The organism is Paenilisteria riparia FSL S10-1204 (assembly GCF_000525995.1).
Taxonomy (GTDB): Bacteria; Bacillota; Bacilli; order Lactobacillales; family Listeriaceae; genus Listeria_A; species Listeria_A riparia.
In genome coordinates this window covers 20,238-34,012 of the sequence record NZ_AODL01000007.1, presented here as the reverse complement: position 1 = coordinate 34,012, position 13,775 = coordinate 20,238, and the positions used below count along the sequence as shown (strand labels likewise).

Sequence of the window (13,775 nt, the reverse complement as noted above, 5' to 3'; positions counted from 1 at the left end):
GAGGATTGGTTTTTAGAAAAAATACAAGTCCCAGATAAAGTTGTGATTTGTGAAATGAGTGATAACAACTGCGGGGAACTTATCATTACTTACCGAACTGATTAAATGAAAGGAAGTATTACTGATGTGGAAAATACAATCATATCAAAGTCTCGCTCCATGCTACTTATGGATCAACTCTTTTCTTAGGATGGTACAACAATATCATAAACCGCGCCGTGCGTGGAGAGAATGCTCACGAGATGCACTAATTCATAATGCCAGAACGATTCAAAAAAATCTCCCTGAAAAAACAGCACTAATGGCTGTCGTCAAAGCGGATGCATATGGTCATGGGGCTGCGTATTGTAGTCAATTGTTAGAAAAAAAATGGTGTTAAAATCTTCGCAGTAGCAACATTAGATGAAGCAATAGAACTACGTAAATCAGGCATTCGAAGTGATATTTTGATCTTTGGATACACAGCACCGAGCGACGTAGATAAAATACAATATTTTGATTTGATCCAGACAGTTATTAGTGAACAGCACGGCTTTGCTTTAGAAGAGGCTGGGATGCGTATTCGATGCCATTTGAAAATTGATACAGGGATGCACCGAACAGGGATTCCGCAAGAGCAAATAAATGCCATCATCCATTTTTATAAGTCAACTATTTTGGCGGTGGAAGGGATTTATAGTCATCTTGGTTCGGCCGATAATTTGGATGATGAGGCGATTGAAAGAACGCGAGCACAAATCGATGCCTATGACAGATTACTTGTCGCTTTACGAAAAGCCGGAATCAACCCTCGAAAAACACATTTACAAAGTAGTTATGGCATGCAAAATTACAATAAATTGCAGTATGACTATGTTAGAATTGGCATCTCATTATACGGCTGTCAAAGTGATTACTCAGAACTGACGTTGCCACTACAGCCAGTATTGTCATTGAAAAGTCGGATCGCTCTCATTGAATACGTCGCAGAAGATGATTTTATCGGTTATGGCAATGATGTCATGGCACCACACAAAATGAAAATTGCGATGATTCCAGTTGGTTATGCTGACGGAATCCCGCGAAACCTGTCTTATGCAAACTTAAAGGTAAGTGTGAACGGTGTTGCCGCACCAGTCATCGGTAGAATTTGCATGGACATGATGATGTTAGACATCAGTGATATACATGAAGTGAATGTCGGAACAGAAGTCGCGATTATAGATAGTCAAGATGCTCATTTTTCAGCAGAAATTTTAGCAGAGAAAGCAGAGACGATTACGAATGAAATACTTAGTAGATTAGGAAAGAGATTGCCAGTCATTTATAAATAAGCGGTTTTAAACCTGGTAGCATCTTGGTAAAGCCGCTTATTCATCTTGGTTTTAGCGCTTGTTTTATGGTACACTAGTCCAAGAGATGAATTATTTGGAGGCAGAAAATATGGAAGAAATTTTGAAATTAGTACATAAATCTTTATCTTATCGTCCAAACCAGATTAATGCGGTGATTGAATTACTCAGCGAGGGTAATACAGTGCCGTTTATCGCGCGTTATCGTAAAGAAATGACCGGTAGCTTGGACGAGGTAGAGATTCGCAATATCGAGGAGCGCTATACGTATGTGGAGAAATTGGAACAGCGAAAAGAAGAAATTCTGCGCCTTATTGAAGAACAAGGCAAGCTGACCGAAGAACTCACGGCTGCCATTAAAAAAGCGGAGAAACATCAAGCACTAGAAGACTTATATCGTCCGTACAAACAGAAAAAACGTACCAAAGCAACTATTGCCAAAGAAAAAGGATTGGAGCCGTTCGCTTTATGGCTATTAGCTTTGCCGCAATCCGGCGATGTGACAGCAGAAGCTACGAAATACATTTCGGCAGACAAAGAAGTAGCTACAGTAGAAGACGTATTGCTTGGCGCACATGAAATTATCGCCGAAGTAATCTCAGATGAACCAGCATATCGCAAATGGATTCGTGAATTCACACGCAAGTTTGGCATGATTCAATCTGTTGGTAAAAAGACCGAATTAGACGAGAAATCGGTTTATGAAATGTATTACGAGTATCAAGAATTAATTGCAAAAGTTGCTAGCCATCGCGTGCTAGCATTTAACCGCGGCGAAAAAGAAGGCATTTTGCGCGTAGCTGTTGTCATTGATCCTACGAAAATACATGAGTATTTGAAAAAGCAAGTCATTACGCAGTCAGACTCCGTAGCTGAGAGTTATGTGATGGCAGGCTTAGAAGATGCGTATAAACGTTTCATCGGCCCAGCAATCGAACGAGAAATTCGCGCAGAACTTACTGAAGCCGCTGAAGAACAAGCCATTCATATTTTTGCAGAAAACTTACGTAAATTATTACTACAACCGCCACTAAAAGGAAAAATTATTCTAGGCCTTGATCCAGCGTATCGAACTGGTTGCAAGCTTGCATTACTTGACCAAACAGGTAAAGTTTTGACGATTGATGTTATTTATCCGCATCCACCACAAAACAAAAAAGCAGAAGCGAAGCAAAAAGTGTTGCATTTGATGAAGCAATACGGTGTCGAAGTGGTTGCTATCGGAAACGGTACTGCGTCGCGTGAATCCGAACAATTCATCGCCGAATTGATCAAAGAAGAAAAGTTGAATGCGTATTATTGTATCGTCAACGAAGCAGGGGCCAGCGTCTATTCCGCAAGTGATATTGCCCGCGAAGAATTCCCAGATTTCCAAGTCGAACAACGAAGCGCGGTCTCCATCGGTCGTCGCTTACAAGATCCACTTGCTGAGCTCGTTAAAATCGATCCAAAATCCGTCGGCGTCGGTCAATACCAACATGACGTCGCGCAAAAACAACTCAATGACACCTTAACGTTCGTCGTCGAAACCGCAGTAAACCAAGTCGGCGTCAACGTAAACACGGCCTCAGCCTCCTTATTGCAATACGTCGCAGGTCTAAACAAAACGGTGGCTGGTAACATTCGTAAATACCGCGAAGAAAACGGCCCATTCACATCCCGCAAAGAACTGAAAAAAGTGCCTCGTCTTGGCGCGAAATCCTATGAACAAAGCATTGGCTTTTTGCGAATTTTAGAAGGGAAACATCCGCTTGACCAAACCGCAATTCACCCGGAAAGCTACGCGATCGCAGAAAAAATCGTGAATTCCGCAGGATTCCAACTCAGCGACTTAGGAACGCCAGAACTAAAACAAGCGCTGCAAAAGTTCAGCCTTACAGAAATGGCCGCCGAGCTTGAAGTCGGTAAAGAAACATTGCAAGACATCGTTGACTCGCTCGTAGCACCAGGTCGTGACTTGCGGGACGAACTCGATGCACCACTTTTGAAACAAGATGTTATCTCCATGGAAGATTTAAAAGCAGGGATGGAGCTGCAAGGAACGGTGCGGAATGTCGTTGATTTCGGCGCATTCGTTGACATCGGCGTGAAACAAGACGGACTCGTGCATATTTCGAAACTGAGCAGATCCTTCGTTCAAAAGCCAATGGATGTTGTATCTGTCGGCGATGTCGTGACGGTATGGGTAGACGATGTCGATCAGAAAAAAGGTCGGATTTCACTCACGATGTTAGCTCCAGAACAAGGAAAATAAGCCATGATGACAGAACAAGAACTGCAGCGGCACATGGAGACAGTGTCGTTGCAATTTTTCCAAGAGCCATTTTTGCATCGGGCCACGTTCAATACCCGCTTGCGAACAACAGGCGGGCGTTATTTATTGCAAAGTCACGATATCGAGATGAATCCACGTTACTTGGAAAGCTTTGGCTTGGATTATTTTATTGGCATTATGAAACACGAGCTTTGTCACTATCATTTACACATCGCAGGCAAAGGCTATCAGCACCGTGACACCGATTTTCGGGCTTTACTTGCCAAGGTGGATGCACCACGATTTTGCCAAGCTATCCCCACAGAGCAAAAGATGCATCGCTACACATGTTTAGCATGCAACACGGCCTTTTTACGCAAGCGTCGTTTTGATGTGAAAAAGTACCGTTGTGGACGTTGTAACGGGCATTTGAAGTATGTAAAAGAAGAAATCGTGCAAGTATCGCAATAATTTCTGCTACTTGGCAATTAAAACTTGATTTTTTCATGATACCTGCTTATAATGTAAAGAGTCGGAAGCATTTATGACTATTCCACAGTAGCTCAGTTGGTAGAGCAATCGGCTGTTAACCGATCGGTCGCAAGTTCGAGTCTTGCCTGTGGAGTTCTTTTATGCCTTTTCGTACAATAAGCGTCAACTGGGGAAGTACTCAAGTGGCTGAAGAGGCGCCCCTGCTAAGGGTGTAGGTCGCTAACGCGGCGCGAGGGTTCAAATCCCTCCTTCTCCGTTCATAGAAGCAAAGAAAATACTAGGAATCGTAGTTTTATAGCGACTCCTAGTATTTTTATTTATTCCAGAATAAATTCAAACTTTGTCCAAGGTTCCATGTAATCGAGCAAGAAGATTTCATCCTCATGAATCCGTCCAACAACATTCGTTTTCCCGCGATTCTCCATATCTTTTAGCGCAATCTGTAATTCCCCTTTATACTGCCCATAAAGCTCATTCTCAATCAAAATATCCCCGCGCTTAATATTCGGCGTATAGGTCGGCTTAAAGGTCTCCTCTCGATATTTCACACGTGATTGCGTCGACCGAATAAAATAGTCCGACACATCCCCACGATAAAAGTGAGGCTCCTCTAAAACAATTTTCCGTTCCAGTGGGGTGACCGTATCATGTAGCGTCATTCGCAAACCAAATTTTTCAGCAACCAATACGTCACTCAAGCTCGCCAATTCCTTTTCCGAAGCGTACGCGTTCGCTACAATAATGTCATCGATTAACTTCGTTGCTAACAAATGCTTCGCCTGCGTTTCAATCGGCAACTCCCGATGCATCTCAAGCGTACACAAGCCTTCCATTATCGGCCAAGGACCATACGTCGCATCATTCGAATGCACAAACGCCGCCGTCCGAATTTGAAAACCGCGAAAACGCTCACTGCACTTCACAAAATAATCGTACGAAAGCCCAGCATAACGATGCGGATAAAAATTATGAGACCCAATCAAATTTTCCCGTTTTGGCTGAAAATCTATAATATTATTCAAGTAATTCGTATCATTACTCATATTAATCTCGATTTTCAGACCATACGGATTAAACGTCATCGTAGCTTCCTCACTACCAGTAAAGCCCATATCCAGACGAATCCCATACGCACCCAACGCATCAAAAAATGACAAATCATCATAGGAAATTCCAAGCGCAGCAAAAATCCGCGGTGAAATATCGACCATAACTTCCATTCCAAGCGCATTCGCGTGACTAATCGTCTCCTTAAATTCCCGCAAAATCTGCTCCTTATCACCATTCACCGATAATAAGCACGTAAAAACCCGCGTAAAACCATATCGATGCGCCAAACTAATATAAGACATATCCTTTTCCGGCGTAGAATGTTCCGGATAAATCGAAATTCCTAATTTATGCAAAATTGGCACCTTCTTTCTTATAACCGAGTGGGGGATACGTAATATTCCCAAGAATCACATGTTCCCGCGCGCCAGTCGCATTTGGTACATTAGAAGGGCGACGATGCAATGTTTCATAAGCCAGCAATCCAAATGCCACAGCTTCTTTCGCATCCGAAGAATAACCAATATCCTCTTGCGTCAACACCACACATTTCCCGTCCAAAAGCTCTGCCATAAACCGAAGCAGCGTTTCATTATAACTCCCGCCACCACTCACAACAACCTCATCAATCCTCATTTTTGGAAAAACAAATTGTTCATAGTTCGACACAATCGTTTTTGCCGTAAACATCGTTGCCGTCGCAATCAAATCCTTTGGTGCCAAATGATTGTATGTAGTAAGCAAGTGATCCGTATATTCTTTTCCATAAAGCTCGCGTCCCGTTGACTTCGGAATTGCAGCCGTAATAAAATCATCGTTCATACAATCCGCAAGCATCGCTTCATTCACCGAGCCCTGCGCTGCAATCTCACCACCCGAATCATAACCACGCTGAAACAAACGCTGCATCAAATCATCAATAATCATATTCCCAGGCCCCGTATCAAACGCAAAAACTTGATCCAGCGTCGCCGCCTGAGGCAACACCGTCACATTCCCAATACCACCAATGTTTTGCAACAACCGATTTTTGTGTGCATCCCGATAAAGCAATAACTCCGTATACGGCACAAGCGGGGCACCTTGACCACCAGCCGCCATATCCATCGTCCGAAAATTCGATACAACTGTTGCTCCCGTCTCATACGCAATCACAGCAGGCTCCCCAATCTGCAATGTCGAAGCCGCAAAATCCCCGACCTGTTCCGGCTGATGAAAAATCGTCTGACCGTGCGAGCCAATCACTTCAAGTTGCGACGCCGCAATCCCATTTTTGCTACAAATCATTTTCACACTCTCCGCAAAAAGCACGCCTAATTTGAAATTCAAGCTACAAATCAACTGCGAATCCGAGTGTTCAATACTTAAGCTTTTCCGAATTTCCGCCACAAGCGACGCCTGAAAAGGCACCGTTTTAAAATCAAGCAACGTAGTATCCAAGCCATTCTCCGTTTCCTGTAAATCAAGCAGCGCCACATCGACCCCGTCAAGCGAAGTCCCCGACATCAAACCAACCACATACGCCATTTCCTAACCTCCCATTAGTTCAAATAAACTAAAAAGTAACAACTCGCCATACAAACAAACCCAACAACCGCAACGAAAACTGCCGCCTGTTTCTTCGATTTATAAAATCCATGCTTCACTAGCAACACATATGAAAGCCCAATCCAGCTCCCAAGACTCGACAACAAGAACAGCCCAAAAGCCCGATCCACGCCAAACCCAGTAAGAACCGGCAAGAAAATCAAGTTCGTCAAAATCATAATCGCAAAGAAAATGATAGCACTTTTATAATTAAATTTAATCCATTTACTCGTTTCCATATCTATCACCTCTAAAAGGGACGAACGAATTCGCCCCAAAATTTAAGCCATGTTTGGTTCACTACTATGCGTTTCTTTATTCTCCTCTGCTTGCGCCTGCTCTTCATCCAACAGTTTCTGATCGTACATTTTAAAGAACGGCGTGTAGATGAGGAATGAAATAAAGATGTTCACCACGACGAGAACAATCGCTCGCCAATCACCACCCGTTGCCAAGTAAGCCCCAATCGGTGCAGGCAACGTCCACGGCGCCATGACATACGTAGGCGAAATAAAGCCGAGCGTCGTCGCAAAATACGAAATCGTCGTCGTAATCAGCGGAATAATAATAAACGGAATAATCAACATCGGGTTAAGGACAATCGGCACCCCAAAAATAACCGGCTCATTAATATTAAAAATACTCGGAATCAGCGTCGTCTTACCAAGTGCCTTCGAATAACTCGACTTCGAGAAGAACAACATCGCTAGCACCAACCCAAGCGTCGCACCAGACCCACCAATCCAAACAAACCATTGGAAAAACGTTTCAGGAGCCACATAAGGCATCGGATTCCCATCAGCAACCGCGGCGGCATTCCCACCGAGATAAACTTCCCACACAGGCCGCGCAATCGCACCAACAACAGAAACTCCGTGAATTCCAAACGACCAGAAGAACGTAATTAAGAAAACCGGCAACAGCACTCCAAAAAGACTATCTCCCGTTTTAACAATCGGTGCAACCGCTTTATCAACAAGCGAATGGACATCGATTCCGAGTACAACTGTGATCATAGTCATAATCAAAATAACAATCGCAACAGGAATCAAAGCCTCAAAAGAACGCGCCACACTAGGCGGAACTTGATCCGGCATCTTAATCGTAATATTACGCTTCTTACAAAACCGCATAACTTCGACCGAAAAAATAGAAACAATCATTGCCATAAATAAACCATGTCCGCCAAGATTCGCCATTGGTAGCACAAATCCAACATCATCCAGTGCTAAAGGCGTCAATGTTAATAAGAACGAAGCAACAGCAATTTGCGCACCAGAAAGTGCGTCAAGCTTGTAACTTTTCGCCAAATTGTAACCGATTCCAAAAGTGATGTATAAAGACATAATAAACATGGTCATCCGATAAGGAATTAAGATTTCAGCAGCATGTTCCTGTGACCATTTAAACAGTGCAGTACTCTCCGGAACCGGTGGAAACGCCACAATCAAAAACATACTTCCCACAATAATGAACGGTAGCGAAGACACAACACCATCACGAATCGCGCGCAAATGACGCTGTTCGGATAGTTTAGCCATAGGTATCGATAAATACTTTTCTAAAAAGTCCATAAATCTTTGCATAACTATTCTCCCTTATTTTTAAAATAGTATGTATGCTCTGGCTGCACAAGACTTCCATTTTTTAGAATAACCCTCCTTTTCGTATAAATTGTTCACCACTCATTCTAGTTCATTTGAAATAAAATGTCAACGCTTCCAAATTATAATTAAAAATTTATTTCAGTCACTTTGAAACTCGAAAAGCTTTGCGTATCAACATATTTGCTTTGCTTTAACATCTGTAATTTATATATATATAATTAATTTTTCCGAACACTTTTAGTTGAAATTGATGTAGGAAGATGATATATTGAACCCTTAATCGCCATCTGGAAAATATTATAAATTAGGCGATAAAAAAGGGGGATGAAAGATGAAAAAATGGGCATCCATGATACTCATAGTTGTACTAAGTTGCTCGGTATTCGGGCTAGCCGTGAAAGCAGAAGGGGAGACGGCAGGCTTAACGAAATTTATTAAAAACGCTGATGGCACCTATGGCTACAATGTAAGCACACCAGTTTACTACTACAATGGCTCGACCGAACAAGTCCAAATTCCAACGACTTACACCCAACCAAAAGAACAATTTAAAAGCTCGTGGGTAGCAACAATCGCTAATCTTAATTTTGGAAAGGTAGGAACCGAAGCCGATTTTCGTGCGCAATATGAAACAGTACTAAATGATTTCGAATCGTGGAACATGAATGCGGTTATTTTTCAAGTGCGGCCTTTGCTCGACGCCTACTATCCATCTGCGCTCAATCCTTGGTCTGAATTTATTGTTAATGGCACACAAGGAAAAGACCCAGGCTATGATCCGCTCGCTATCATGGTCGAAGAAACACATAAACGCGGCATGGAATATCACGCATGGTTCAATCCGTATCGTGTGACCAATACGAAATTAACCACACAAAGCATCTTAAACAAAATTGGTGCGACAAAAGAGGAAGCGCTTGCGATGACTGTGCCAGAACAAATCGCAGCATGGAATAAAGCAGGCATTCTAGCCGATAATAACTACGCTGTACAACATCCAGAATCTGTTTTGCGTTTCGACGAGAAGTTGTTCCTCAATCCAGGCATTCCAGAAGTGCAAGATTACGTAGCAGCAACGATAGAAGAAGTAGTGACGAACTATGATGTAGACGCAATCCATTTCGATGATTATTTTTACCCATATCGCATCACAGTCGATGGCAAAAATGTTTTGTTCGGAGATCAACAAGAAGATGCCACAACATTCGCGAAATACGGTATTCCAAAAGGCTATCCAGACACGAAAGCAGGCATTGATGATTGGCGACGCAGCAACATTACGACGCTAATTGACAAAGTAAAACAAACTATTGACACGCACAACCAAACAAAGCAAACCGCCGTACAATTTGGCATTAGTCCTTTTGGCATTTGGGAGCATAAAGCAAATAATTCGTTAGGTTCTAATACACCGACGGGCTCCTCACAATCTTACTCTCAGAGCATTTTTGCCGATACGTATCAATGGATTAAAGATGAAAAAGTAGACTATATGGTTCCGCAAATTTATTGGAGTTTTGACCAAGGCGCGGCGCCATATGGTGATCTCGCGAGATGGTGGAACAATGCAGCAGAAGGGACACACGTACAAATTTATGTAGGGCATGCGAACTATAAACACCTTGGAAACGGAGGTTGGGAAGCAGCTTGGATGAACCCCGAAGAAATTCCAAATCAAATGCGTTTCAATCAGCAACTAGACAATGTCTCCGGCAGCGTCCTGTTCAGCTATAACGACATTAAAAAAAGCAATCTCGCAACAATACCAGACGCACAAAAACCCGTCAATCAAGCCAAAAACGAATCAATTGATTTGCTACAACAAACCTATTTCCAATTACCTGCACTAATACCGAGCAAACCATGGCTAGCACACCAACAAATCGCGGCCCCGCAAAACGTGAAACAAACAAGCGACACGTTAAGCTGGACCGACACAACCGCTAATAAAGCGCGCTACTACATCGTTTACAAAGGTTCTGGTACCGCAGAACAAATCGTAGCAAACCCAGCAAACATCGTTGCACGAATCTGGGCAGGCGGCGCGACCACATTCAGCCAACCAATCACAGAAGCCGGAACCTACGTTGTCACCACACTTGACGCAGCGAGCAATGAATCATCGCCCATCATCGCGTCAATTCCAGGCGGAGACATCACTATTTCGTACCAAGATGAAACTGGCGCAGAAATTGCCGAGCCACAAGTTTTAACAGGAAATATTGATGAGAATTTTGAAGTACCAATTTTGGAAATAGAAGGCTACACAACAGCACAAACCGCAATTTCAGGCACCTTCACAGATCAAGCGCAAGCCTTCACGATTACGTACACAAAAGACCCAGAAGAAGTGGCGCCAGAAGAACCAGAAACGCCTATCGTTGACCCAACAACCCCAGAATTAGAGCCAAAACCAGAAGTAACACCAACACAACCGAGCCAAGCGCCAGAAGTCAAAGAAACACTAACAGAGCTAGACGCGGCCCCAGTTGCAACAAAAGTAAACAAGAAAGACGACCTACCAGCAACTGGAGATGAAACTAGCAATCAATTAATCGTAATGGGCTTAGTAACAACTCTAGTAGGAATCCTATTACTCCTTCGCTGGAAAAGAAAACAAGCCTAAAAAATAACCTCGTGTCAGCAACGGCGCGAGGTATTTCATTAAAATCCGAAAAAAGTATTGCATCTTCAAATAAGTATGCTATAATAAAAAATTGCCTTGAGAGCTAGCATCATGGCCCGTTGGTCAAGCGGTTAAGACACCGCCCTTTCACGGCGGTAACACGGGTTCGAATCCCGTACGGGTTACTTCTTTAAAACATGTTCTTTGGAGCATGTTTTTTGCTTATAAACAGCAAGAATCTGCTTGACAGCTAAACATCACGTTAGGTATAATAGCAATGCACGTAATTTTTGCACAAATACGCGGTCGTGGCGGAATGGCAGACGCGCTTGGTTGAGGGCCAAGTGGGGTAAAACCCGTGGAGGTTCAAGTCCTCTCGGCCGCATAAGTAGTATCAATGGGTTTCAAAGATGATTCAGATCTTTGGAATCCTTTTTTGCGTGTTTTAGCAAATTGGGGCAGAAATGGGGCAGAGATTAAGTGCTGATACCGAGAAATTGTTTACATGATTTAATAAAATTTACCTGACAACTCATTTATTTTTAGCTATAATGGAAGTAGCTATATTTTTACATGTTACATAATGGGAGGACGATAGTGAATGGCTAAAATTAGTGTAAATAGAGATACCATGATGAATCATGCCGCTGATTTGAGTTCGAGTGTACAGGGGATGGCGTATCATCCTATGAAAAATGGGAATATGAGTTACACACAGAGTAATTCTATTTCGCAATATCGGCAATGTTTGCTGGAATTATTGGATGGCGTGGAGATTTTTGAAAGCGTTGTGCAAGAGGATGCGAAGCGTATGAAACAAATTGGTGAGGCCTATTCGCAAAAAGACAGAGAAGTTGGGCAGAAGCTACAGTTGGAGGTGCGCTAGAATGGATCGAAAAATGGAGGCACTGCATCAGCAATTACAAAAGATGAGGCGGGAGAAAGAATTACAGGAAGATGCGTTGTATGCGATACGGCAAAAACAGGTGCGGTTAGAATCGGTGGGATCGGAATTATTCCATATGGAACGAGAGAAATCGAATTTGGTCGCGCAAGCGCATGAAGTTTGGCAAGGAAATCACGGAAGAAGCGTAGCACATGCAGTGGAGATATAGCGCATCAGAATTGGCGCCAACTTCGGCGGACGGTGGAGGACTCACGAGAAGCCTTGCAGGACGAACAAAAAAGGCTACAAAAGAATGTCTATCAACTAGAGGAAGAACAGAAACGGATACATAAGGAGTTGTTGCTATGACGCGTATTGACATTGCGGAAGTAACCCACTTCAGAAGCCAACTCCGAGCAACAAATCAAGAAATTACACCGCGTATTGAGGCTGTCAAACAAGTGGTAACGGACTATTTGAATGATAGGTCAATAACAGGTGAAGCAATTCAGGCATCGAAAGAATATTATGCAGGCGCGTATATCCAGTTATGTGGATCGATGAAACAAGCGCTGAAAATGAGTGAAGACAAGTTACAGCAATATATTCAAGATTTTCATAGTCAAGTAGATTCTTCCCATAATGCAAGGCTTGACGCGGACGGTATTTACGACTTAAATCAAAAAATTAATAGTTTTGAGAATCGGATGGAGAATTTAACCGCAGAGATTAGCGCGATTAATGGCACGCAAAAAGCATCTGAGCTAAATTATCTCGCAACACAGATATTTGAAGCGCATAAAAAAGAGGAGATTTTGGCGAAGTATCTTGATTTTGAGTGGAGCCATGCTAATTTTTTCAATGAGTTAGGAGAACTAGCGCATTATATTAAGCAAGCTTTGCAGGATATACAGAAAAACATTCGTTTTGATAGAGCGACAGGAACGTATGGTGTGGATAAATTAAATCGAACAAATTTTAAAGAACTTTCTAGATTATACGCTAGTCAGCAAGCAATTGATGATAAAATAAAAGAAATCGAGGACATCGGTTTGACGCCTGTGATTCCGAATGGGAACAGTGCTGGATTTATGATGCATGATGGGCAACTGAATACGACGGCTACGCTTGGATTTGTGAATGAGCAGATGATCTATTGGCAGAATGAATCGACTTTCAAAGAGCTTTTCTTCGTAGGCTCCTCGTATCGCGTGTTATATGGTATTGATGTGGTAACAGGTCAGCATGTGACGGACTCGAGATTAGCATTTGATTTGTTAGTATTGGCAAGTAGCGCTTTTGGTGTTTGCAGTTTTGCGACACGTTTTGGAGCGGCTAAGACGGCATCATTTGATAAGAACGTTGTGTTGAAAAATATCGAGGCAAGCAAGGCTGCGCGTGCCAGTTCTAACTTTAATGTATATGCATCGAAAGAAAAAGCGGTGTTAAGAGATGTAGAGGGAAGAATATACGGAACTGAGAAAGCAAGCGAATCTAAATCAATTATTACTTCAGAAATGGAAGAAAAAATTCTTTGGGGACAAAGGAAAAACCCTAATAAAAATGAAATAATCGGTGGGCATTCGTCAACTATTAATAATAGTAATCCAAACTATGCAACCGAAACTATCAAAATTAATTCTGAGCGTACAAGAGATATCAAGTTTACTACCCAATTTCCAGATGGAAATCTAGCTAAAATAAAAAATAGTACGGTTTTTCCAGATGGATGGAGCGATACTAAAATTTTAGATAGTATAAAGGATATTGGAAATTCTTCTCCAATAAGTGTTAGAGGAAGAGATGGGGCAACATTCCATAGAGCAATTGTGGATGGTGTAGAGATAGATGTAATTAAATTGGGTGATAATATTGTTAGTGGTTATCCAACAGGGAAGGTAAATGCACCATTTCCAGGAGGGTTTACGAGATAGAGGAGGAG

The 13,775-nt window shown here is 42.5% G+C and carries 11 protein-coding genes, 4 tRNA genes and 1 pseudogene; 12 read left to right on the top strand and 4 right to left on the bottom strand.

Annotated elements, in window-relative coordinates:
• Positions 1 to 124 precede the first annotated feature (124 nt).
• From PRIP_RS18190 to PRIP_RS04880, 6 genes and pseudogenes are all read left to right on the top strand, one after another.
• Positions 125 to 379, top strand: coding sequence for an alanine racemase (locus tag PRIP_RS18190; RefSeq protein WP_052008722.1), 255 nt, complete (start codon positions 125 to 127; stop codon positions 377 to 379).
• A pseudogene (alr, locus tag PRIP_RS04900) lies at positions 378 to 1,313 on the top strand (alanine racemase); the annotation flags it as partial. The gene PRIP_RS18190 and the pseudogene alr, both read left to right, overlap by 2 nt.
• Positions 1,314 to 1,422: 109 nt before the next feature.
• A complete protein-coding gene (locus PRIP_RS04895; protein WP_149023758.1) occupies positions 1,423 to 3,585 on the top strand; it encodes a Tex family protein in 2,163 nt (720 codons plus the stop codon).
• A 6-nt stretch (positions 3,586 to 3,591) separates the two neighbouring features.
• Entirely contained in the window at positions 3,592 to 4,056 is a 465-nt protein-coding gene (locus PRIP_RS04890) for a SprT family protein (protein ID WP_036100473.1), read from the top strand.
• Positions 4,057 to 4,137: 81 nt separating this feature from the next.
• Positions 4,138 to 4,210: transfer RNA gene (locus tag PRIP_RS04885), tRNA-Asn, on the top strand.
• Between the two features lie 35 nt (positions 4,211 to 4,245).
• Positions 4,246 to 4,333, top strand: a tRNA-Ser gene (locus PRIP_RS04880).
• A 61-nt stretch (positions 4,334 to 4,394) separates the two neighbouring features.
• Here the strand turns inward: PRIP_RS04880 and PRIP_RS04875 are convergent.
• The 4 genes from PRIP_RS04875 to PRIP_RS04860 are packed head-to-tail and all read right to left on the bottom strand — an operon-like array spanning position 4,395 to position 8,300.
• Positions 4,395 to 5,483: a DUF871 domain-containing protein gene (locus PRIP_RS04875; protein WP_036099870.1), complete on the bottom strand. Its 1,089-nt coding sequence runs from the start codon at positions 5,481 to 5,483 to the stop codon at positions 4,395 to 4,397.
• Positions 5,476 to 6,654 (bottom strand): anhydro-N-acetylmuramic acid kinase AnmK, encoded by a 1,179-nt coding sequence (gene anmK / locus PRIP_RS04870; protein WP_036099868.1) that lies wholly within the window; start codon positions 6,652 to 6,654, stop codon positions 5,476 to 5,478. Before anmK ends, PRIP_RS04875 begins: the two co-directional genes overlap by 8 nt.
• A 14-nt stretch (positions 6,655 to 6,668) precedes the next feature.
• Positions 6,669 to 6,953 (bottom strand): hypothetical protein, encoded by a 285-nt coding sequence (locus PRIP_RS04865; protein ID WP_036099866.1) that lies wholly within the window; start codon positions 6,951 to 6,953, stop codon positions 6,669 to 6,671.
• Positions 6,954 to 6,995: 42 nt separating this feature from the next.
• Complete coding sequence (locus PRIP_RS04860) at positions 6,996 to 8,300, bottom strand: PTS sugar transporter subunit IIC (protein WP_036099864.1); 1,305 nt, start codon at positions 8,298 to 8,300, stop codon at positions 6,996 to 6,998.
• Between the two features lie 352 nt (positions 8,301 to 8,652).
• Between PRIP_RS04860 and PRIP_RS04855 the strand changes: the two genes are divergently transcribed.
• From PRIP_RS04855 to PRIP_RS16645, 6 genes are all read left to right on the top strand, one after another.
• The gene (locus tag PRIP_RS04855; protein ID WP_036099863.1) at positions 8,653 to 10,947 is read left to right on the top strand and encodes a family 10 glycosylhydrolase; all 2,295 of its coding nucleotides are present in this window, start codon (positions 8,653 to 8,655) and stop codon (positions 10,945 to 10,947) included.
• A gap of 113 nt (positions 10,948 to 11,060) precedes the next feature.
• Positions 11,061 to 11,132 (top strand) — tRNA-Glu (locus tag PRIP_RS04850).
• Positions 11,133 to 11,249: 117 nt separating this feature from the next.
• Positions 11,250 to 11,332 (top strand) — tRNA-Leu (locus tag PRIP_RS04845).
• Positions 11,333 to 11,548: 216 nt separating this feature from the next.
• Positions 11,549 to 11,833 carry a DUF3130 family protein gene (locus PRIP_RS04840; RefSeq protein ID WP_036099861.1) on the top strand — a complete coding sequence of 95 codons (285 nt, stop codon included), beginning with the start codon at positions 11,549 to 11,551 and terminating at the stop codon, positions 11,831 to 11,833.
• A 1-nt stretch (position 11,834) separates the two neighbouring features.
• Complete coding sequence (locus PRIP_RS04835) at positions 11,835 to 12,062, top strand: hypothetical protein (protein WP_036099859.1); 228 nt, start codon at positions 11,835 to 11,837, stop codon at positions 12,060 to 12,062.
• A gap of 136 nt (positions 12,063 to 12,198) precedes the next feature.
• Complete coding sequence (locus PRIP_RS16645; RefSeq protein WP_036099857.1) at positions 12,199 to 13,767, top strand: T7SS effector LXG polymorphic toxin; 1,569 nt, start codon at positions 12,199 to 12,201, stop codon at positions 13,765 to 13,767.
• Positions 13,768 to 13,775 lie beyond the last annotated feature (8 nt).